Raw genomic sequence first — 18,980 nt, 5'->3', positions numbered from 1 at the left:
TACGTGGAACCAGGACACGACACGAGGCCTCCGGCCGACCCCAGCCGCGTCATCGCCTCCCTTGCTCGCGATCGGGTGACCCTCGACCTGAAGACGGTCGACCTCTGCTTCCTCGCGGGGCTCTACCTGCGCGCCGACAAGGCGGCCCTCGCGTCGTTCGAGGAGGACGCGCTCGTCGATCTGTTCGAGCAGATCTGCGATGTCGTCGACCCCGGCGCCGAGAACCCGCGCAAGCGCGCGACGCACGCGATCCAGCGGCTCCGCGAGCAGCGGATGCTCGCCCGCGTCGACGGCGCCGGCCTCGTGCGCGCCGGCGAATACGCGCTCACGAGGCTCGCGGCGGCCGTCGTCGAGTACTTCCTCGCCGACGAGGCGCTCACGCGCGAGAGCCTGACGCTGCTCACCGGGACGCTCCGCGCGCAGCTCGCCGAGATCCTCGCCGCCGCGAGGAAGGCCGAGGACGACGGTGCCTGGCGCGCCACGGTCGCGGGGCCGCTCCGCGTCACCGTCGCCGACCTCGTCTCGGGCATCGAGCGCAGGCAGCGCGGCCTCGACGCGCAGCAGGAGGAGGTGCAGGCCGAGATCGCGACGCTGCTGTCGGCCGACTGGTTCAGCGCCGTCGACCGCTGCCAGGGCCTGCTCGACGTCATGGCCGGCACCCTGCGAGAGCTCAACGAGATCCTGCTCAGGGACACGCACCACTTCATCGCGCTCTTGCAGGAGATCCAGGCGCTCGCGACGGCCGCCTCGAACGCCGACGCCGAGGCCACCGCGCAGCGCGTGATCGAGCACGTCGACCGGATCGCGGCGTGGGGAGCCGCGCGGCAGCGGGCGTGGTCCGAGTACTACCAGTACGTGCACCGCTACCTGCGCGACGTGGTGCGGCTCGACCCCGAGCGCGCGCTCAGCCAGCGCCTGCGCGACCAGCTCGCCGTGTGGACCTCGCGCCCCTTCCACCTCGTGACGGCGCGCGCGCCTTCGATCCGGCTGCTCCGCCCGCTCGAGGCCCGCGTCGAGCGCCCGCCCGTGGCGCGGCCTCGCGCCGACCGAGAGGCGGCCCCCGCGTGGGTCGAGCCCGAGCGCCTCGCCGCGGACATCGAGGCGCTCGTCGAGCGCGCCCTGGACGAGGGCGCGGCGACGCTCGCCGAGGTGACGTCGCGCGTCCTCCCTGGCCTGCCGGAGCCCGTGCGCTACGCGGCGACGGGGCGCATCGCCGACGCGGTCGCCCATCGCGCACGGGTGCGGAGCGAGCGCGAGCGGCCCTGGGCGCCCGTCCTCGATCGGATCGAGATCGAGGAGTGGGCCGTCGACAGGCGGGGCGCGCCGTGACGGACTCGACCTTCCACACCCTCGAGGCGGCGATCGCGGACGACCACTTCCCCGAGGTCGATCTGATGCTGCGCCGCGGGAGGCACGTCGGTCGCGATGACGGCACGGCCTACGACTACCTCGTCGATGCGCAGGCGCTCCTCGAGGGGTTCTACCGGCGGTTCGGGTGCGAGCTCGTCCAGCAGAGCGATGGGTACTTCTACCTCCTGCCCTCGGGAGATCGGCTCGGGCGAAGGCAGCTCTCGGCGGGGGAGATGCTCGTCGGCCAGGCGCTCGCGCTCCTGTACCTCGACCCGGCGACGCTCCAGCACGGCGGCCTGGTCGCGCGCGAGGCGCTCCTGGAGCGCCTCGCGGGCCTGCTCGGCACGGAGGTCCTCGTTCGCACGCTGAGCCCCCGCAAGCGCAAGTACGACGAGCGCGTCGCCGCGGAGACGGTGCGCGCGCAGGTCGGGGAGGCCCTGCGCCGGCTCTCGGACCTCGGCTTCGTGGACCTCCTCGACGAGGCGCGCCTCCGGCTGCGCCCGGCCTTGATGCGCTTCGCCGAGCCCGTGCGCGGCCTCGCCGACCGGAGCGCCGCGCTGGAGCGGCTCGTCGCGAGGGGCGAGGTGCTCCTCGGCGACGCGAGCGGCAGTGACGAGCCGAGCGCCGACGACGACACGGCCCCGGACGAGGAGCCCGCCCGATGACGCGCGCCCATGCGGCGGCGCTCGCCCTCGTCAACTGGAAGGGGGTCTTCTACGAGCGTTATCTCCTCGACCGCCACGTCACGGCGCTCGAGGGCGCCAACGGCGCCGGCAAGACGACGGTGATGATCGCCGCGTACGTGGTCCTCTTGCCGGACATGTCGCGCCTTCGCTTCACGAACCTCGGCGAGACGGGCGCCACCGGCGGCGACAAGGGCATCTGGGGGCGGCTCGGCGAGCCCGGTCGCCCTTCGTACGCCGCGCTCGATTTCACCCTCCCGGCGGGGCGGCGCCTCGTCGCCGGCGTCCACCTGGAGCGCAAGGGCGAGCCCTCCGTCGAGCCGACGCCGTTCATCGTGTCGGGGCTCGCCGAGGACGTCCGCCTCCAGGACCTGCTGCTCGTGAGCCAGGGCGACAGCGAGGTGGTGCCCGAGCTGCCCGAGCTCCGCGAGAGCGCGGCGCGCCTCGGCGGGCGGCTGCAGGCGTTCCCGTCGGCTCGCGAGTACTTCGCCGAGCTCTTCGATCGAGGCGTCACGCCGCTCCGCCTCGGCACCGACGAGGAGCGCAGCAAGCTGAACGAGATGCTCCGGACGAGCATGACGGGCGGCATCTCGCGGGCGCTGACCTCGGAGCTCCGCGCCTTCCTGCTCAAGGAGGAGGGCGGCCTCGCGGACACGCTCCAGCGCATGCGCGCCAACCTCGACGCCTGCCGGCGCACGCGGACCGAGGTGCAGGAGTCGAGGCGGCTCGAGCACGAGATCGGCGGCGTGTTCGAGGCGGGCCAGGCGATGTTCGCGGCGGCGTTCCTCGCGACGCGCGAGCGCGCGGACGAGCTGTCGCGCCGCGTGGCCGACGCGGAGGCCGCGCGCGCCGCAGCCGTCGAGGCGCGCGCGGCCGCGCGAGAGGCGCTGGAGGAGACCGTCGCCGGGCTAGACGCGCTCGATCGCCGGCGCGGAGAGCTCGGCCAGTTGCTCGAGTCCGCACGCGCGTGGCACGCGCGGATGAGGGAAGCGCTCACGGCGGCGGGCGCGCTCGAGCGGTGCGCCGCTGCCCTCGGCGCCGCCGATGAGGCGGCCAGGACCGCCGCGCAGGCGCGCGCAGAGGCCGACGAGGAGCGGGCACGACGGCGCGAGGAGCTCCGCCGCGCACAGGAGAGCTACAAGCGCGCAGCGGGCGGGCTCGCGGATGTGCAGCGGGGCATCGAGGAGCTGCACCGCCGCGCCGGCGCCTACCACCAGGCCGTCCGGCGGTTGCGCGAGGCCGAGGGGTGCCTGGGCGCGGCGCCGCTCGCTCCGGAGCGCTTTGGAGACCGCCTCGCGGCGGCCCGCGTCGAGCTGGCCGCCGTCGACCAGGAGCGCCGCGACGCGGCGACGCGCCTCTCGGACGCGGACGAGCACCGGACGCGGCACGCGGAAGTGATGGAGGCGCTGCGGGCGCTCGTCGTCGGCGAGATCGAGGTGTCGCGGGCGCATGACGTCGCCGTCGAGGCCCTCCGGCGCCATCGGGAGCTCGTCGCGCTCGCCGGACGCCTCCCGGCGATCGACGGAGAGCTCGGGGAGGCGCGTCGCCTGGAGGCGAGGCAGGCGCGCGCTCGCCGTCACGCGGAGGCGCTCGGCGTGCCGCTCACCGACGAGCCGGCCGCGGCGCTCGTCGGGCGGCTCCTTGGCGACGTCGAGGCGGAGCGAGAGGGCCACGAAGACGAGGCGCGAACGGCGAGATCGGGCGCCGCCGCGACGGAGGCCCTCCTGAAGGAGCTCGAAACCCGTCGCCGCGAGCTCTCGACACGGGAGCCCGAGTGGCGGGAGCTCGACGCGAGGACCGCTCGGCTGGGAGCGCACCTCGGCGTCGCGGTGGTCGACCGCGCCGCCCTCGATGCCGCGCGCACCACGCTCGCGGAGCAGCTGACGGCGGCGCGGAGGTCCGAGGAGCTGATCCGAGAGGCGCAGGAGCGGCTGGTGCGGGAGGCCAGGGAGCTCCTGGCAGCAGGGGGGCCGTTCGCGCCCGAGCTGCTGCAGCTCAAGGACCGGCTCGGCGCGGAGCTGGTCGCCCTCGGCTTCGAGGACGTCGCGCTCGACGAGGCGCCGGAGCTCGAGGCTCGCCTCGGAGGCCTCGCGCAGGCGCTGGTCGTGGACGATCCGAAGAGCGCCGCCCGCGCGATCGCAGGGCGCCCGGACGCGCTCGGCGACGTGCTGCTCGTCTCGCGTGACGCGGACCTCGATTGGCTCGCCTCCGCGAGGAGCGCGGTGGAGGTCGGCGATCGCGACGTTGCGGTCGACGAGGGGATCGCGCTGCGCGTGTCGCGGATCCCGTCGCACCCGCGCCTCGGACGGCGCGCGCGAGAGGAGCGCGCGGCCGAGCTGCGCCGCCAGGGCGAGGAGAAGGCGCGCGAGCTCCACGACGCGAGGGCGCGCCGGCGCGAGCTCGAGCGCCTCGTCGTGGACGGCGAGGCCCTCCTCGCCGGACACGCCGTGTGGCTCGCGGGGGATCCCGCGCCGGCGCTCGCGGCCGCGAGGCACGCGATCGCGGAGAACGAGGCGCACCTCGAGCGCCATCGCGGCGCGATCGTGCGCCACGCCGAGGCGGCGCGGGCGCTCCGGCCGCGCGTCGACGGGCTCCGCGCGTTCCTGGGCGAGGCGATGCTGCTCGATCCGCCCGACCATGGCGAGCGCGTCCGCGCGCTCGAGGCCGAGCGCGCGGCGGCGCTCTCGGCGAAGGCCTTCGTGACCGCGCAGGGGCGGCGCGCGGAGCTCGTCGATCGGCAGCTCGCGACGCTGCGCCAGGCGCCGCTGTCCGACGATGAGCTCGCGCGCCTGCGCCAGCGTGTCCTCGAGCTCAAGGCGCGGAGAGAGCGCCTCGACGCTGGCATCGACGCGCTCTCGTACGTGCGCGCGAACGTCGAGGCTCTCGGCTGGGAGGAGGCGCCGCGACGGCTCGCCGACAACCAGGCGCTCGTCCCGGCGATCGAGGCGCAGCTGCGCGAGGCCGAGGAGCAGCAGCGCGTCGCCGAGGCGGCAGCCCGTGGCGCGGACGAGCGCCACGACGAGGCCACGGCGAGCTTTCAGGACGCTGACGGGAGGCGGCGCGTCGCCGCGCGGGAGCACGCGGCGGCCGCCGAGCGCTTCGAGGAGCTCGGCGTGCCGGCGCCGAGCGAGGAGGCCGCTGCAGCCGCGGCCGCAGAGGTCTCGCGGATCGAGGAGGAGCTCCGCGCGCGCGACGGGCGGCGCGACGCGCTGCTGACGACGCGCGGCGGCCAGGAGAGCGCGCTTCGGGATGCAGAGGGCCGGGCAAAGGACGCGGACGAGAAGCTCGCCAGCGAGCGCCGAGAGGCCGAGCCGGCGGTGAAGCGGTGGGACGACCTCCGCGAGCATGCGACGCGCCGAGGGCTCCTCGGTGGCCTGGTCGCCGGAGGTCCGAGCGAGCTGGGGGACGTCCGTGGCCACGTGAACCTCGTGCAGGAGGCGAGGACGCGACGCGAGGTCCTCCTCGAGCGGTTGCGCATCGCGCAGGGCGGCGCCGCGCTGCTCACGGAGCTCCAGGTGCTGCGCGACACCTCGGACGCCGCGTTCGCCGATGCCTACCTCGGGCTCTGGCTCGCCGTCCGGGACTGGCTGCGCCGGCGGCTGCCGGCCCAGGTGGCCGAGGTCGACGATCCGCGCGAAGCCCTGCTCCGCCTGCGTGACCAGCTCTCCACCCTCGAGGAGCGCCTCGCCCGCCAGGAGGGCGACCTGCGCGGCGCGAGTGAGGACGTTGCCCGCGGCATCGACGTTCAGATCCGCAAGGCGCGCGGACAGGTCACGCGCCTCAACAAGAACCTCGAGGGCGTGAGCTTCGGCAGCATCCAGGGGATCCGTGTTCGCCTGAAGCCGGTGGAGAGGATGGAGCAGGTCTTGCGCGCGCTGCGTGAGGGCGCGGCGCAGGGGCTGCTGTTCCAGGCGGACATGCCGATCGAGGAGGCGCTCGACGAGATCTTCCGCCGCTACGGCGGCGGGCGAACGGGCGGGCAGCGCCTGCTCGACTACCGCGAGTACGTCCACCTCCAGGTCGAGATCCTTCGCAAGGCGGGGGCCGACTGGGAGATCGCGAACCCGACGCGGCTATCGACGGGCGAGGCCATCGGCGTCGGGGCGGCGCTGATGATGGTCGTCCTGACCGAGTGGGAGCGCGACGCGACCCTCCTGAGAGGGAAGAAGTCCCATGGATCGCTCCGCTTCCTCTTCCTCGACGAGGCGAACCGGCTCTCGCACGACAACCTGGGCGTGCTCTTCGATCTCTGCCAGACGCTCGATCTGCAGCTCCTGATCGCCGCTCCGGAGGTCGCTCGCGCCGAGGGCAACACCACGTACCGCCTCGTGCGTCGCACCACGCCGGACGGGCGTGAGGAGGTGCTGGTGAGCGGTCGGCGCACGAAGGCCGAGGCGTGATATGGCAGACGGCGGAGGAGCGGCTCGCGCTGCTCGAGCTGCTCGTGCGCGGCATGCTCAAGCGTCGTCGCGCGCAGGCCGCGGCGTGGGACGCCCTCGGCGAGCTGCCCTGGACGAAGCGAACCGGACGGCGGGACGAGCTGGGCCTCGTCGAGAGCCGGCGCGGCGAGCTCGCCGCGCTCCTCGATCGGGTCTGGCCCGCGTGGGGCGGAGCGCTCGCGGAGCTGATCGCGCGCGGCCTCCCGCCCACGCCGGACGGCTGGGCCGCGCTCGAAGACGCGCAGCGCGCCGAGGGGCTCCCGGCGCTCCCGGAACAGCTCAACCGGCGGACGGCCGCGGCGCTCGTCGCCGCGCACTCGAAGGCGGCGCTCACCGGGCGACGCGCCGCCGCCCTCGGCGGGATCGTGACCACGCACGACGGTTCGGTGCGGCTCCGACCGCCGGAGGGCCTCGTGGCCCGGACGCCGCGCGGCGCGGTCGACCTCGCGGCCGTCGCGGCCGTGCTGGGCGAGGTGTCCCTGCCCGAGCGTGCCTTGAAGGGCGGACTCGAGCTCGAAGGGACCGTCCGCGCAGCGCTCCTCGTCGAGAACCTCGGGGCGTTCTGTGATCTAGCGACGATCGAGGGCTGGCTCTTCGCGCACGTCCCGGGGTGGGACACGGCGACCGTCACCCGGCTCCTCGACCGTCTGACGCACGTCCCCGTGGTGCATTTCGGCGACCTCGATCCCAATGGCACCCGCATCTTTCAGCACCTCCGCGGCGCGCGCCCGGATCTCCGCTGGTTCGTGCCGCAGTTCTGGGAAGAGCTCGTCGAGACGAAGGGCCGCCCCTGCGCCTGGCCGGTGGATCTCGACGTTCGCGACGCCCCCGAGCTCGTGCGGCGGCTCGCGGCGCGCGACATGTGGCTCGAGCAGGAGCCGGTCGCGGTCGATCCGCGGACGCCGGCTGCGCTGGAGGGGATGCTGTGATGGCGGCGGCCGCATGAGAGCGTATCCGTGTCACGAGCGTCTTCCGCCCGCGTAAATGGGCTAAGTTGTTGGCGTATTCTCGGTGTGATCGACGCTGGCGGAGGACCAGGCACCCTCGTGAAATGAGATGAAATCGTCATGCACTCGAGCTTGTCGTAACCTCCCGACCGGCGACGGCGAAGCGGTCGCCGTTGCCCGCGTGTCGATGGGTCGGCGCGCCCCTTCAACCGAGGATGACGAACCATGCACAAAGGTCGCTCCGAGAGCAATGACAGCAAAGACATCCTGGAGAACCCGGGGAATGAGCAGTTTCCAGTCGACACGCGGGTCGTGACCCGGATCCGCCTCGTCGCCGACGGCGCCGGAGTTGACCTCGCGCGGATCGTGCTGATGAATGACCAGGCGACGCCCCAGCACTCCCCCTATCGCGAGTATCACCATGGAAATGCCGGTGTCCTTATCGATGGGGTCACCTCGCTTTCCCTGCACGCCGACGCGATCGCGTGCTCGCAGCAGGCGATCGAGGGCTTCGTCGGCACCATGCCGATGCACCTCGACCTGTTGCAGTCGGCCAAGTGGCGCCGCGGGGTGTGCAAGCCCTCGGCGGCGCACAAGCGCCTCTTCAAGGCGATCGACCCGGACGACAGCACCAAGATGATTGGCCTGCTCATCGAGCAGGACCAGCAGGGCAGGCTCGAGAGGGTCACGTGGTACAAGACCCGCGACGCGCGGGCGCTGTTCCACGCGACGCCCGACAAGCTCACGTTCGAGATGGTGAAAGACGAGAACGGGGCGCCCAGCCTCGATCCGAGCGACATCGGAGGATGGACTTGGTTCTACACCACGAGCCCCTTCGGCTCGTGACCCCGGCGAATCACGGCTCGATCGGCCTCGCGAGGCGAAATCCCAGCACGCCGTGGCGCTTCGTGGGAGGCTCGGCGTACCGGACCGCGAGGCGGACGAGCTCGCCCGCCGAGATCCAGGCGCCGCCGCGCACCGGACGATCAGCGGGATCGTCGGTCGGTGCTGCCTCCACGCGCACGATGCCGTGCTCCGCGTGCGGACCAGCGAGACGCCACCGTTCGACGCACCAGTCGCGTACGTTGCCCGCCATGCCGCGGACGCCGTAGGGGCTGACATCGGTGGGATACTCGTGCACCGACATGACCCGCTTCCGCTCGGGGTGGCTGCCCGACACGCACGCCCACGTGGGCTCGATCTGATCCCCCCATGGCATGAACCGCCCATCGACGCCGCGCGCGGCCTTCTCCCATTCCAGCTCGCTCGGGAGCCGCCACGGCAGGCCGGTCCGGCGGGCCCAGTACGCCGCATAGGCCATCGCCGCATGCCAATCGACGAAGACCACAGGCAACGCATGCTCGACCTCGGGCGCCTTGAGGCGGTAGCGCCCTGAGCGCTCGTCGAGCGCGTAGGCCAGCGGCGCGTCGTCGCTCAGGGTTGCCCCCGGCGCGTGCGTCGGACAATGCCGGCGCGCCTCTCCCGCGCGCCCTTCCTCGACCAGCGCGTTGAGGAAGTCGACATACTCGGCGTTGGTGACGGGGTATTTCTTCATCACGAACCCGTCGAGCCAGACGCGTCGCCGCGGGAGGCTCTCCCCCGCGCGCGGATCGCCGCCGGCGATGAACCACCCTGCCGGCACATAGACGTCATCCGGCGCGAGCTCGTCTTCGCGAAGCAGGCGGATAGGATGCGGCGCTGTCCCTCCAGGGCGGACTCCGTCCCAGTGTTCGTCGCCCCCGAGCGCCACCGGGTAACGTGCTTCGCCATGGCCAGGCGCCGCGAGAAGCAGGAGATAGCTGCCGCGCTGGAGGCCGTGCTCCTGGAGCGGCGCGATGGCCGTGCGCGTTCGCTCGTCGCTGGCCATGAGATAGCGGTTGACCGGCTCGTACGGCTTGATGGTGACACGAGCGCCCTCCGGCGCGGTCACCAGCGTGAGCCGCGCGTCGCCTCGGAGGAGCGCCTCGTAGCGGGCACGTCCGCCCGCGGGCAGGTGCCTCGCGTGGTCTTCGACGAGCGCTGCGAGGCGCGTCGCTGCGGGCCGATCGCGCTCCGCCTCGGCCCGCACGAGGCTGTCGGCGTAGTGCTCGGCCACGCTGCCGCGGACCAGGCCGTGAAGAGCACGCCCTCGTGCTGGCGAGCCCACGTGGCCTCGAAAGCCCTCCGCTCGGGGTCGCTCATGGCCTCGGGGCGCCCCGTGGCCTGCTCCAGGAAGTAGCGTCTGGCGAGGTCCGCCAGCTCTCTCCAGCGCTCGCGAACGGCGCGACGCGCCTCGTCCGCGAGCTCATTGAGCCGGACCAGGTAGCGCTCGCCGCCGAGGGGGACCAGCGCGATGAACGTGTTGGGGAAGATCCCGGCGTAGGAGCACGGGTTGAGCTGCTCGGGCAGGACGCCCTTGTACCGCTCCGCCTGCGCCGGCGGCGCGGCTCCGTCCAACCCGTTCGCTTGCTCCCAGAGCCACACGTCGGCGCGCGGGTTGGCCCGCAGATCGAGGTACACGATCGCCTCCGGGCCATACCGCTCGACGAACGGCACCATGGCGTGCCACACGAGATCCGAGAGCAGCATGGATGTCGTCCAGAGATCGGTGGATGTCCGTGACTGCGCGATGAACCGCTGCACCGGGCCGAGGCTGAAGGCGAGGAGCCATGGCATGACGGGCCCCTCGTGCCTTCTCCCGCTCAGGAACGAGAGCGACGACGTGACGCGCACGTGATCCCAGAGGCTGTGATCCGGGGCCCTCGAGTCTGCGGGCTGGTGCCGCCAGACCACCTCGGCCACGCCCGGCGGCGGTTGTTCGGGAAGGCGGCGCCAGAGCTGCAAGCACGCCTGCTGGAGCCGCGCGTCGTCGTGCCAGCGGGGCAAGGCGGCGAGCTTGCCTTCCACCTCGCTGGCGCGCTCGTCGAGGAAGCGCTCTCGCTCCTCCTCGGGGAGGTCGTCGAGCTCGTCCTCCTGCGATTCCCTCGGCTGGAGCAGCTCGCGGAGCGTGCGGCCGACCTCTCCGGCGAGCGTGCGTGTCTGCTCGCGCGGCGCCGGCAGGTCCTGACGGCCAAGGTCGATGGCGACGGTCCCGAGCGCCCCGGAGGCGAGGGGATGCGTCAGGATTGGGCTCTTCACCCAGTCCACCGAGATCTGCGCTGGGCGCGGCGGGGAGCCGACCGGCCGATCCGCGCCCGAAGCAGCCCTGTCTGGTTCGGGCCGTACGTATTTGAGCGGAACGCCCGTCGTTGCCTCGAACAGGTCCGCCGCAACCGCCTTGTGTCCGCCCGCGCCCTGCCGGAGGAAGAATGCCTTTCCCGGGGGATCGTGCAGGAGTTGAAGGAGCTTTTGCTGCCAGAAGCGGGTCCGATCGGTCACCGTCCCCTGTCGCGTGTTCTCCGCCATCGGGTGAGCGCTCCGCTCCGTCGCCGCCCCGGGGGGGCCCGGGATGGAGAGGATTCGGTCTCGATCTCGTTCCTTCATGGCGCGGCCTTCCCCTTCTGCTTGCGGATGAACTCATCCATCGCGTTCTGCGCCGCCGGAGCCAGCGAGCGGCCGCTTCCGCGGAGCCCTACCGGCGTGTCGATGCCCGGAACGTCGCCGTCCAACCGCAGGAACAGGCTGGAGAGGGAATCTCCCACGAGCACCGGCCGCAGCAGCAGCAAGCTCCCGTGCCGCTCTTCGTCCACGGGCGCGAACGTGACCGACTTTCCCCGTGGAACCGAGCCATAACGAAACGTGAGCGGGAGCCCGAACGTCGCGCGCGCCGGGGCCCGCTGGATGCGGAGGCCGCCCTCCCGGACTTCGAAGAGCACATGGTTCTTGACCTCGCCGTAGTCCGGCGGCGTGCGCTGCCGGGCGTCCTGGAGGGCGCGCCCGAGCGAAAGGACCGCGCCGCGCCAGTCGTCGCGCCGCGCCTTGTCGGCGCCCAGCACGAAGTCGGCTTGTGGACCGAAATGCGGGTGGCGTGAGCGTGCCTTGCCGGCGCCGCCCGCCGTGAACTGCCCGAACCAGCCTCGCACCACGTCGATGCCGCGCCGCGCGCCTGCCGCCCACTCCGCGGCTCCCGCCGTCCGGTGGAGGAGCGGCAGCGCCTCGAGGTCGCCGTCGGCCACCGTCTGCCCGTCGCCGGCCAGGAGGCGCCAGCCGGTGAGCGTCACCGCGCCGAATCCACGGCGGGCGCGCATCCCGAGCGACCCGAAGTGCCCGAGCGCCCACACCGAGGCCAGAGCGACGCGCAGCGGCTGGCGGTCTTCCGGCGCGGGCCGGTGCCAGCTCACGTCCAGCGAGAACCGCGCGCCGGGCCGGAGCGCGGTCCGTTCTTCGTTCCCTCGCATCGAGAACGGGAATCCGAGATAGGTCAGGCCGTTTCTCGTCTGTCGTCCGCTGCCTTCATCGAACTGGTCGGCCCGTGCGTCGCGCCACCGCATGTGCTCCTGGATCCGTTCCCCCGGCCGGCACCGCAGGCGGAGCAGCGACTGACGGGCGTCGTTGCCGCCATTGCCGAAGAGGATGGGCTCATGCTTCGCGAACTCCGGATCGAGCGCCCGGTACCAGAACCGCATCACCCCTTTGATCGACGGGGCCCGCAGCTCGGCTGTCTGGGAGGCGCCGCCGAGGAACAAGGGGGTTAGAACGTCGAAATCGCACGACAATCGGTGGAAAGGGTTCATCGGTTCCTCCCGAGACCCGGGGTACGACGCCTGTGACGAGAAAAGGCATCTCTGGTCAATCGAGCACGCGCCCGACGAGCCGCACGAACGCCGCGAGCATCGCCTGTGCGCCATGCCTCGACCCGACGACCCCCGGCGGGACACCAGAATAGCGAGGGCGCCGGAGATGATGCAACCGCATCTCGTTCGCAGGAGCCTGAATGAAATATTTCTACCGCCGACGCGGGCCGGCGAGAGAAGAAGCAATGCGTGCCGGCACCCGGCGTTCGCTGCACCGGCGGGTCGTGCCCGTGCCCTGGCAGGCTTCCGCGAGCGTCGAGGCGACCGTGATCGGCTGACGGCGCCGATGGTCCGCGCGACCTTCGCGCGCCTGTCAGGCCCCGCGGCCGTCGTATCTATCCGAGCTGAACCGCCCCCGCTCGCCCGGCCAATGCTTCGCCCGCGCGCCTCACCCCAGCCCCCGCGCGCGCCTACCCTCGGAGCACCGCCACCCGCCTCCCGGCCGCCGTCCTCGCCTCCTCGATCCGCGTCCGCTCCTCGATCGCCCCCGCCGCATTCCTGCAATCGAAGATCGCCAGCACCCCCTCATCGAGCCCCAGCCGGCGCAGGTACTCGTCGAGCTGGCCGAGCCCTTCCCGCAGCGGATCTCCCTTCTTGTCGCGGTCGCGCCACACCTTGATCTCCACCGCCAAGCGCTGCTCCGCGCGCCGGCCCTCGCCGTCGACAAAAGGCCACCGGACCAGCACGTCGATCCGCTTGCGCCCCCCGCCGACCTCGCGTTCGATCACGCCTCCTCCGTTCACCACCCGGTGCAAGAACGCCATCAGGACGAGCTGCGGCGCCGCCTCCTGGTAGTCCACGCGCTCGACGACGATCTCTCCATGTTGCCGCCAGAACTCGGCGAAATCACGGAGCAGTCGGTCCACGTCGAGGCGCCCCTCCGGAGTCCTGTAGCGCTGCGGCTCCGCGTCGATCGCGGCCTCAGCGGAGCTCGCGAGCACGCGCAGGATGATCTCGCGGTAGATGGGGTTGGCGATCCTCACCGGCAACCCCGGAGCGACCAGCCCGAGGTCGATCGCATGCTCGAAATCCGAGTCGAACGTCTTTCCCCCGGTCAGCTCGCCGGCGAGCACCGGCTCGAGCACGCGGCGTACCCGTCCTTCCTCGAGGCGCGCGAGCAGCGAATCGAGGTGCGTGGCCCGCGCCAGGATGACGCGCTCCTTCGCGGCGTCGATGTGCGCGGCCGTGATGGGCTGGTCCACGGGGATCTGCATCTTCTCCACGACCTCCCGCGCAAGCGCGTTCGTGAGCCACGGCTGCCCCTGCGCGAGCGCGAACGCGCGCGCGAGCGCCTCCTCCGCGAACGGCTGGCCTGTCTCGTCGGCGTGCTGTCCATAGAGATCGCGGACGTCCGCCTCCGTGAAGTCGCCGAGGCGCAGCGACTCTTCCTTGATATTGAATGGGCTCGACGAGCCCATACGGACCGGTCCCCCGCCGCTCGCGGCCTTGTAGTCGCGGACGTCGCGCGCCCCGCAGAGCACGAGCGACCAGGGAAAGGCGGCCGGGCGGTCCGGAAAGCCGGCGCGGAGCTGGCTCAGGACGGAGATCAGGCTGCTTCCCGTGAGCGCGTCGATCTCGTCGAATACGAGCACCAGCGGGCGGGGGCACGCTTCCGCCCAGCGCGTGAGCTGGGTCTGGAGGTATCCGGCGGGCGGGACCTCGACTGGCGCCGGCGGCCGGAGCGCCGGGGGGAGCTCCAGGCGAGCTGCGCCCTCGACGGCGAGCCATATCCCCTTCACCGCCTGCTCGACGTCTTCAGGGAAGGCGCGCGCCGTCTCGCAGGAGAAGTGCAGCGCCGCGTAGCGCCCCTCCTCCGTGAGGCGCCGGGCCAGCGCCTTCATCGTGGTCGTCTTGCCCGTCTGGCGCGGGGCGTGGACGACGAAATACGCTTGCTTGTCGACCAGCGCGCGGAAACCAGGCAGTCGCTGCCCGGCTGGGACCATGTAGTGTCGGTCCGGACGGCAGGGGCCAGCGATGTTGAAGGTTCGCACAGTCTTCATGTACCGCAGGCCGCGCCCCATGGCGAGCGACCGGAGCCTGGCTACGACTCGCTCCCCGACAGGTCTCGGCGCGCTCGTGCCGAGCGGCGACGAAGCTCCTCACCGGAGCGCGCCGAGGCCGAGCGAGATGCACGGCTCCCCGTCGCGCAGCGAGATCCCCGCCAGCTGCTTCTCCGGCGGGTACATGTACCCGAACAGCATGCACATCTCGTTGTCCCCGTAGCCGAACGTGAGATCGTGGTCCGACGTGTTCCGGAACCTGCACGCGTACCGGAGCGAGTCGCCTTCGCCGAGCGCGAGCGCCGGCCGGAAGACCTCGATGTCGCTCTCCAGATCGAACGCCCCGCCCTCGTAGACGCGCGCCTCGCCCCCGTCCGCGCGGACGACGTCGACGTCGAAGGCATCGGCGTAACGGTGCGTGTGCGGCATCAGAGAGACGATGTTCCCGCCGAACGTCGAGCACGTCGCGCCGACGGTCTGCGTGGCGCGCGGCGGGACGAGGAAGTCGTTGACGCTCAAGACGAACGGCGCGAGCTCTTCCGTCCGCTCCGAGAGAGGCATGGTGTAGAAGTCGTAGGCGAGCTCCACGAGCGCGGGCTCGGGCGACGTGTTGAGCAGGTGCACGCTCGTCGCGATCTCGCGGGACGTATCGAGGGTGAAGCCCATCCCCTCCGGGAAGACGAGCGTCTCCTCGCCGACGACCTGCGTCGAGCTCGCGAAGAGGACGTCCGGGATGGCCGCCGGCAGCGTACCGAAGGGATCGTCGGCGCCGGGATGGCAGCCCGGGTAAGGATTCGGCCCGAACGATGGATTGACCGGCTTGGCGATCACGTTGCTGTGATGCAGCCCCGCCGTCGCGTAGACGCGCGCCGCGTGGACGGTCTTGCTCTCGATCGCCGGGAAAGGCCATGACACGCAGAAGGTCGCCTCCTCGCCGGGCGCCATGAGCCGCGGCGGCGCGATGATCCTGAAGCCGCTGCGCGGCGGCTCCGGCAGCGCGAGCCGGGTGAGCTCGGCGCCGAAGGCGACGACGTTGTCCCGGTCGACGCGCTCCTCGGGCTCGTAGCGGGCGGCGGGCTGGACGCACCGCCCGCGAAAGCGCTCCTCGCCAGGAGCGCACGCCTCCGGCGGCGACGGCTCGACGCCCGCGCAGGCAGGGAGAAGCAGAATCCACAGGAGACCCGTCGAACGTGCGCTGTCGCTCGGGACATAGCGAGTTTGAGGATGTTGCATCACAGATAATCTGCGGCCGACAGCCTCTCACCGGAAGCCTCGACTGCGGATCTCGCCTTCAGAGGGAGGGCGCCCTCGCGCGGCCAGGGCGGAGCCCGGGGCGAAGGGGACGCTCCCGGCACAACCGAGGACGACGCGGGCTTATGCGGTCCATCCGCGGCGGCCGCCGTCGCCGGGCGGCGTCGGCGCGGCGGCTGGTCCGCCCACCACCGGCGCTCGCTCCGCCAGCAGCGGCGTCCGCTCGCCGGCCCACGGCCGCTTCGCCTATCGCAGCGCCGACCGGAGCGTCCCGCCCACCTGTCCTCCGGCCGTGGCCGAAGGGCCGCCTACGTGGACACCCTGTTCACCCGGCTCGACGCTGTGCGCAACAAGGGGGTGACGTGGTCGTCGCGGATCGTCTAGCATCCCCGTGCCGAGGGGCAGCGCGCCCCACGATCCCCCGCATCGCCCGACCACCACGCAGCGTGGTCCCAGCTCGTGGAGAAGACAGCATTGAGCGAGCAAGCAATCGAGCCGGCCCTCCCCGTCACCGCTTTCGAGAGGCGCTTCAAGCACCCGCCGGGGCTCGTGATCCTCTTCTTCGCGGAGATGTGGGAGCGCTTTTCCTATTACGGCATGCGCGGCCTCCTCAAGCTGTATATGGCGAACTACCTGTTCGTCACCGCGCGAGAGGCCTACCAGGGGTGCCGGCAGCACACGCCGCCATGCGATCTCGTCCCTGGTGATCCGACCACGGTGTTCGCCTGGGAGTTCATCAAGGGCCTCCTCCCGAGCGCGCCCGGCGAGCAGGCGTCCATGCTCTACGGGCTGTACACGGGCCTCGTGTACCTCACGCCGTTCTTCGGCGGCATCCTCGCCGACAGGGTGTGGGGGCAGCGCAAGACGGTGGTGATCGGCGGCGTCTTGATGGCCATCGGACACTTCGTGATGGCGTTCGAGAACTCGTTCTTCATCGCGCTGCTCCTGCTCATCCTCGGCAACGGCGCGTTCAAGCCCAACATCTCGACCCAGGTCGGCAGCCTGTACCCGAAGGGTGATCCGCGCCGCGACGGCGCCTTCACCATCTTCTACATGGGCATCAACCTCGGCGCCTTCATCTGCAACTTCGTGTGCGGCACCCTGGCCGCCGTCTACGGCTGGCACTACGGCTTCGCCGCCGCGGGCGTCGGGATGTGCCTTGGGCTCGTCGTCTACCTGGCGGGGCAGAAGTACCTCGCCAAGGACAACCTGATGAAGACGGCGGAGGGCGCCGGCGAGCAGAAGCAGCCGCTCTCCAGCGACGAGTGGCGGCGCGTCGGCGCGCTCGTGGCGCTCTGCGCCCTCAACGTCGTCTTCTGGGCGGTCTACGAGCAGCAGGGCAACACGATGCAGAGCTGGGCCGACGAGAAGACGGTGTGGCCCACCGTCCTCGGCTTCCAGATCCCGTCGACGTGGTTCCAGTCGGTGAACCCGCTCTGCATCATCCTGTTCGCCCCGCTGCTCGACGTCTTCTGGCGCTGGCAGGCGAAGCGCGGCGCCGAGCCGACGAGCGTCTCGAAGATGGCCCTGGGCTGCACCATCCTCGGCCTGTCGTTCATCGTGATGATCGTCGGCGCGCAGGCCGTCGGCGACGGCAAGGGCAGCCTGTTCTGGCCGGTCTTCTGCACGCTGCTGCTCACGATCGGCGAGCTCTACCTGTCGCCCATCGGCCTGTCGCTCGTGACCAAGGTCTCGCCGGTGCGGATCGTGTCGATGATGATGGGCATGTGGTTCGTCTCGAGCTTCCTCGGCAACACGCTGAGCGGCTACCTCGGCATCTTCTACGAGCGCTGGTCGAAGGACATGTTCTTCCTGATGCTCACCCTCCTCGGCCTGAGCGCCGGCGCCGCGATGTTCGCGTTCAACAAGCCGCTCCGCCGCGTGCTCGGCCAGCACTGATCCACACCGCGCCCGGCGCGGCCGCGCGCCCTCTCCGCGAGGGCGCGGCGCGGCGTCAGGGCGCCCGCGCGCTCTCCGTGAGGGCGCGGCGCGGCGTCAGGGCGCCCGCGCGCTCTCCGTGAGGGCGCGGCGCGGCGTCAGGGCGCCCGCGCGCCGGCGGGGTCGACGATGCGCTCGTCGAGGGTCGCGAGCCGCCCCTCGGGCAGCGCGCTCCCGATGGCGGCCACGGCGCGGCGGACGCTCTCCAGCGTGCTGCACGAGGCGACGTCGACGAAGAGCCGCCCCGACTCGGGCCAGGAGTGCAGGGCGACGTGCGACTCGCCGACGACGGCGCACGCGGTGATCCCTTGCGGAGAAAACGGAACGACCACCATCTCGAGCAGGGTGAACGATCCCGCGGCGACGGCCGCCTCCAGCGCCCCGCGGAGCGCGGCCGGGCTGTTCAGGAAGTCGGAGGGACAGCCCTCGAACAGGGCAAGAGCGACGAAGAGCTGCATCGGTGAGCGAGCGCGCGCGGCGGCCCGCGCCGGCCGCCTAGGGTAGCCGAGCCTGGGCACCGCGGAACCTGAATCGGCTTCACGAAGGGGGTAGGCCCGCGGAGGGCGTGTTCGCCGCGCTACACCGCCCTCTGCACATGCCGAGCAGAGCGGCGGTCTCCTGTGCGGGAGACCGTCGCTCTAGAACAACGATCACGTTGAAACCCGGAGAATTTTCACAGGGAGGCGGGGAGGCGGGGAGGAAGAATAAAAATGATCTTCTCCCTCTCGCCGTCTCTCGCTCCCCGCCTCCTCGCCTCCCTGTGAAAATTCTGCTTTTCTCGTGGTTTCAACCCGTTTGTCGCTCTAGCGCCGCCGCGCGACCTGGACGACGCCTTGCACGCGCTGCCCACCCAGGTCGAAGCGCCCCTCGAGCCCGGCGAACACGAAGCTGTTCACGCGGCTGCCCTGGACCTCCCAGCCGCGGATCGACCCCCCGGTGTTCTCCCAGAGGAACAGGTTGAGCCCGCCGCCGATCGTGGGCCCCAGCGCGACGCTCTCGGACATGCGGACGTCGATCACCGCCTGGAGCCGCCCGAGCTCGATCCCGTGGGTCACCGTGTCGCCCCACACCCCCGGCCGCGCCGCAGCCCACACCCCCGGCCGCGCCGCGGTCCACAGCGCCCGGTAGCCGCCGCCCAGCGAGATCACCGGATCCACGCGCTCGAACGGCGCCAGGTGAAAGCTCGCCTCCGCGCCCAGCGTCACGCCGCGCACGTCGGCCCCGCCCTGCTCCGCGCCCTGCGCCGTGTACTGCTCGTAGCGCGACGTGAGCCCGAGGCCGACCTTCGGCATCGCGCGGTAGACGAGCTTCACGCCCACGCCCGCCCCCGGCCCCGCCACGTCGCGCAGGCGCCGCTCGCTCCCGATGTCGCCGAACCCCTGCGCGTACCCGAGGTTGAGGCCGAGCTCGAGCGCGTTGGCCGGCGCCCTCAGCGGAGAGCGCAGGTAGCTCGGCGGGACGTCGCCCTCGAAGTCCTGCGCAGCGGCGACGCTCCCGCAGAGCACGGCGGCCGCTCCCGCGGCGATCGCGACCCCGGTGTTTGCCTTCATTGCGGATCCTCCTCGCTGCGCGGCGCCGCGACGACGGCGGATCCGATCCGCGCGCCACGCCGCGAACGCCGCGCGCCGGGGCGCGAGCATCGCGTGTGCCACGGAGGCGG

Annotated in this window: 14 protein-coding genes; 7 read left to right on the top strand and 7 right to left on the bottom strand. The window is 72.0% G+C overall.

Going from position 1 to position 18,980, the window contains the following annotated elements; genetic code table 11:
* Positions 1 to 3 precede the first annotated feature (3 nt).
* From mukF to WMF44_RS30735, 5 genes are all read left to right on the top strand, one after another.
* Positions 4 to 1,329, top strand: a complete 1,326-nt coding sequence (mukF, locus tag WMF44_RS30755; protein ID WP_437293609.1) for a chromosome partition protein MukF — start codon at positions 4 to 6, stop codon at positions 1,327 to 1,329.
* Positions 1,326 to 2,015, top strand: coding sequence for a chromosome partition protein MukE (locus tag WMF44_RS30750; protein ID WP_437293608.1), 690 nt, complete (start codon positions 1,326 to 1,328; stop codon positions 2,013 to 2,015). The genes mukF and WMF44_RS30750 overlap by 4 nt, the downstream gene beginning before the upstream one ends.
* Positions 2,012 to 6,433 (top strand): chromosome partition protein MukB, encoded by a 4,422-nt coding sequence (gene mukB / locus WMF44_RS30745; RefSeq protein ID WP_437293607.1) that lies wholly within the window; start codon positions 2,012 to 2,014, stop codon positions 6,431 to 6,433. The genes WMF44_RS30750 and mukB overlap by 4 nt, the downstream gene beginning before the upstream one ends.
* Positions 6,430 to 7,401 (top strand): Wadjet anti-phage system protein JetD domain-containing protein, encoded by a 972-nt coding sequence (locus WMF44_RS30740; protein WP_437293606.1) that lies wholly within the window; start codon positions 6,430 to 6,432, stop codon positions 7,399 to 7,401. Before mukB ends, WMF44_RS30740 begins: the two co-directional genes overlap by 4 nt.
* Before the next feature lie 243 nt (positions 7,402 to 7,644).
* Entirely contained in the window at positions 7,645 to 8,265 is a 621-nt protein-coding gene (locus WMF44_RS30735) for a hypothetical protein (RefSeq protein WP_437293605.1), read from the top strand.
* 10 nt (positions 8,266 to 8,275) lie between these two features.
* Here WMF44_RS30735 and WMF44_RS30730 read toward each other — a convergent pair whose 3' ends face one another.
* Genes WMF44_RS30730 through cmr1 form a run of 3 tightly spaced genes read right to left on the bottom strand, consistent with a single transcriptional unit; the run spans position 8,276 to position 12,071 of the window.
* Entirely contained in the window at positions 8,276 to 9,349 is a 1,074-nt protein-coding gene (locus WMF44_RS30730) for a formylglycine-generating enzyme family protein (RefSeq protein ID WP_437293604.1), read from the bottom strand.
* The gene (locus tag WMF44_RS30725) at positions 9,346 to 10,881 is read right to left on the bottom strand and encodes a type III-B CRISPR-associated protein Cas10/Cmr2 (protein WP_437293603.1); all 1,536 of its coding nucleotides are present in this window, start codon (positions 10,879 to 10,881) and stop codon (positions 9,346 to 9,348) included. Before WMF44_RS30725 ends, WMF44_RS30730 begins: the two co-directional genes overlap by 4 nt.
* A complete protein-coding gene (gene cmr1, locus WMF44_RS30720; protein ID WP_437293602.1) occupies positions 10,878 to 12,071 on the bottom strand; it encodes a type III-B CRISPR module RAMP protein Cmr1 in 1,194 nt (397 codons plus the stop codon). The genes WMF44_RS30725 and cmr1 overlap by 4 nt, the downstream gene beginning before the upstream one ends.
* A gap of 200 nt (positions 12,072 to 12,271) precedes the next feature.
* Here cmr1 and WMF44_RS30715 point away from each other — a divergent pair, with 200 nt between their 5' ends.
* Entirely contained in the window at positions 12,272 to 12,409 is a 138-nt protein-coding gene (locus WMF44_RS30715; RefSeq protein WP_437293601.1) for a hypothetical protein, read from the top strand.
* A gap of 132 nt (positions 12,410 to 12,541) precedes the next feature.
* On the opposite strand, the gene WMF44_RS30710 is transcribed toward WMF44_RS30715, so the two are convergent.
* Both WMF44_RS30710 and WMF44_RS30705 read right to left on the bottom strand, forming a co-directional pair.
* On the bottom strand, positions 12,542 to 14,131 hold the full coding sequence (locus WMF44_RS30710) for an AAA family ATPase (RefSeq protein WP_437293600.1): 1,590 nt from the start codon (positions 14,129 to 14,131) through the stop codon (positions 12,542 to 12,544).
* A 99-nt stretch (positions 14,132 to 14,230) separates the two neighbouring features.
* The gene (locus WMF44_RS30705; RefSeq protein ID WP_437293599.1) at positions 14,231 to 15,364 is read right to left on the bottom strand and encodes a hypothetical protein; all 1,134 of its coding nucleotides are present in this window, start codon (positions 15,362 to 15,364) and stop codon (positions 14,231 to 14,233) included.
* Between the two features lie 492 nt (positions 15,365 to 15,856).
* Here WMF44_RS30705 and WMF44_RS30700 point away from each other — a divergent pair, with 492 nt between their 5' ends.
* Positions 15,857 to 17,281 carry a peptide MFS transporter gene (locus WMF44_RS30700; RefSeq protein ID WP_437293598.1) on the top strand — a complete coding sequence of 475 codons (1,425 nt, stop codon included), beginning with the start codon at positions 15,857 to 15,859 and terminating at the stop codon, positions 17,279 to 17,281.
* Positions 17,282 to 17,418: 137 nt separating this feature from the next.
* Here the strand turns inward: WMF44_RS30700 and speD are convergent, their stop codons facing one another.
* Complete coding sequence (gene speD / locus WMF44_RS30695; RefSeq protein WP_437293597.1) at positions 17,419 to 17,778, bottom strand: S-adenosylmethionine decarboxylase; 360 nt, start codon at positions 17,776 to 17,778, stop codon at positions 17,419 to 17,421.
* Positions 17,779 to 18,123: 345 nt separating this feature from the next.
* Positions 18,124 to 18,870: a hypothetical protein gene (locus WMF44_RS30690; RefSeq protein ID WP_437293596.1), complete on the bottom strand. Its 747-nt coding sequence runs from the start codon at positions 18,868 to 18,870 to the stop codon at positions 18,124 to 18,126.
* Between the last annotated feature and the right edge of the window lie 110 nt (positions 18,871 to 18,980).

Origin of the sequence: Sorangium sp. So ce426, assembly GCF_051475585.1 — a bacterium.
GTDB lineage: Bacteria > Myxococcota_A > Polyangia > Polyangiales > Polyangiaceae > Sorangium > Sorangium cellulosum_B.
Note: the sequence above shows the minus strand (reverse complement) of the source record. Positions and strands in the feature narration are given on the sequence as shown.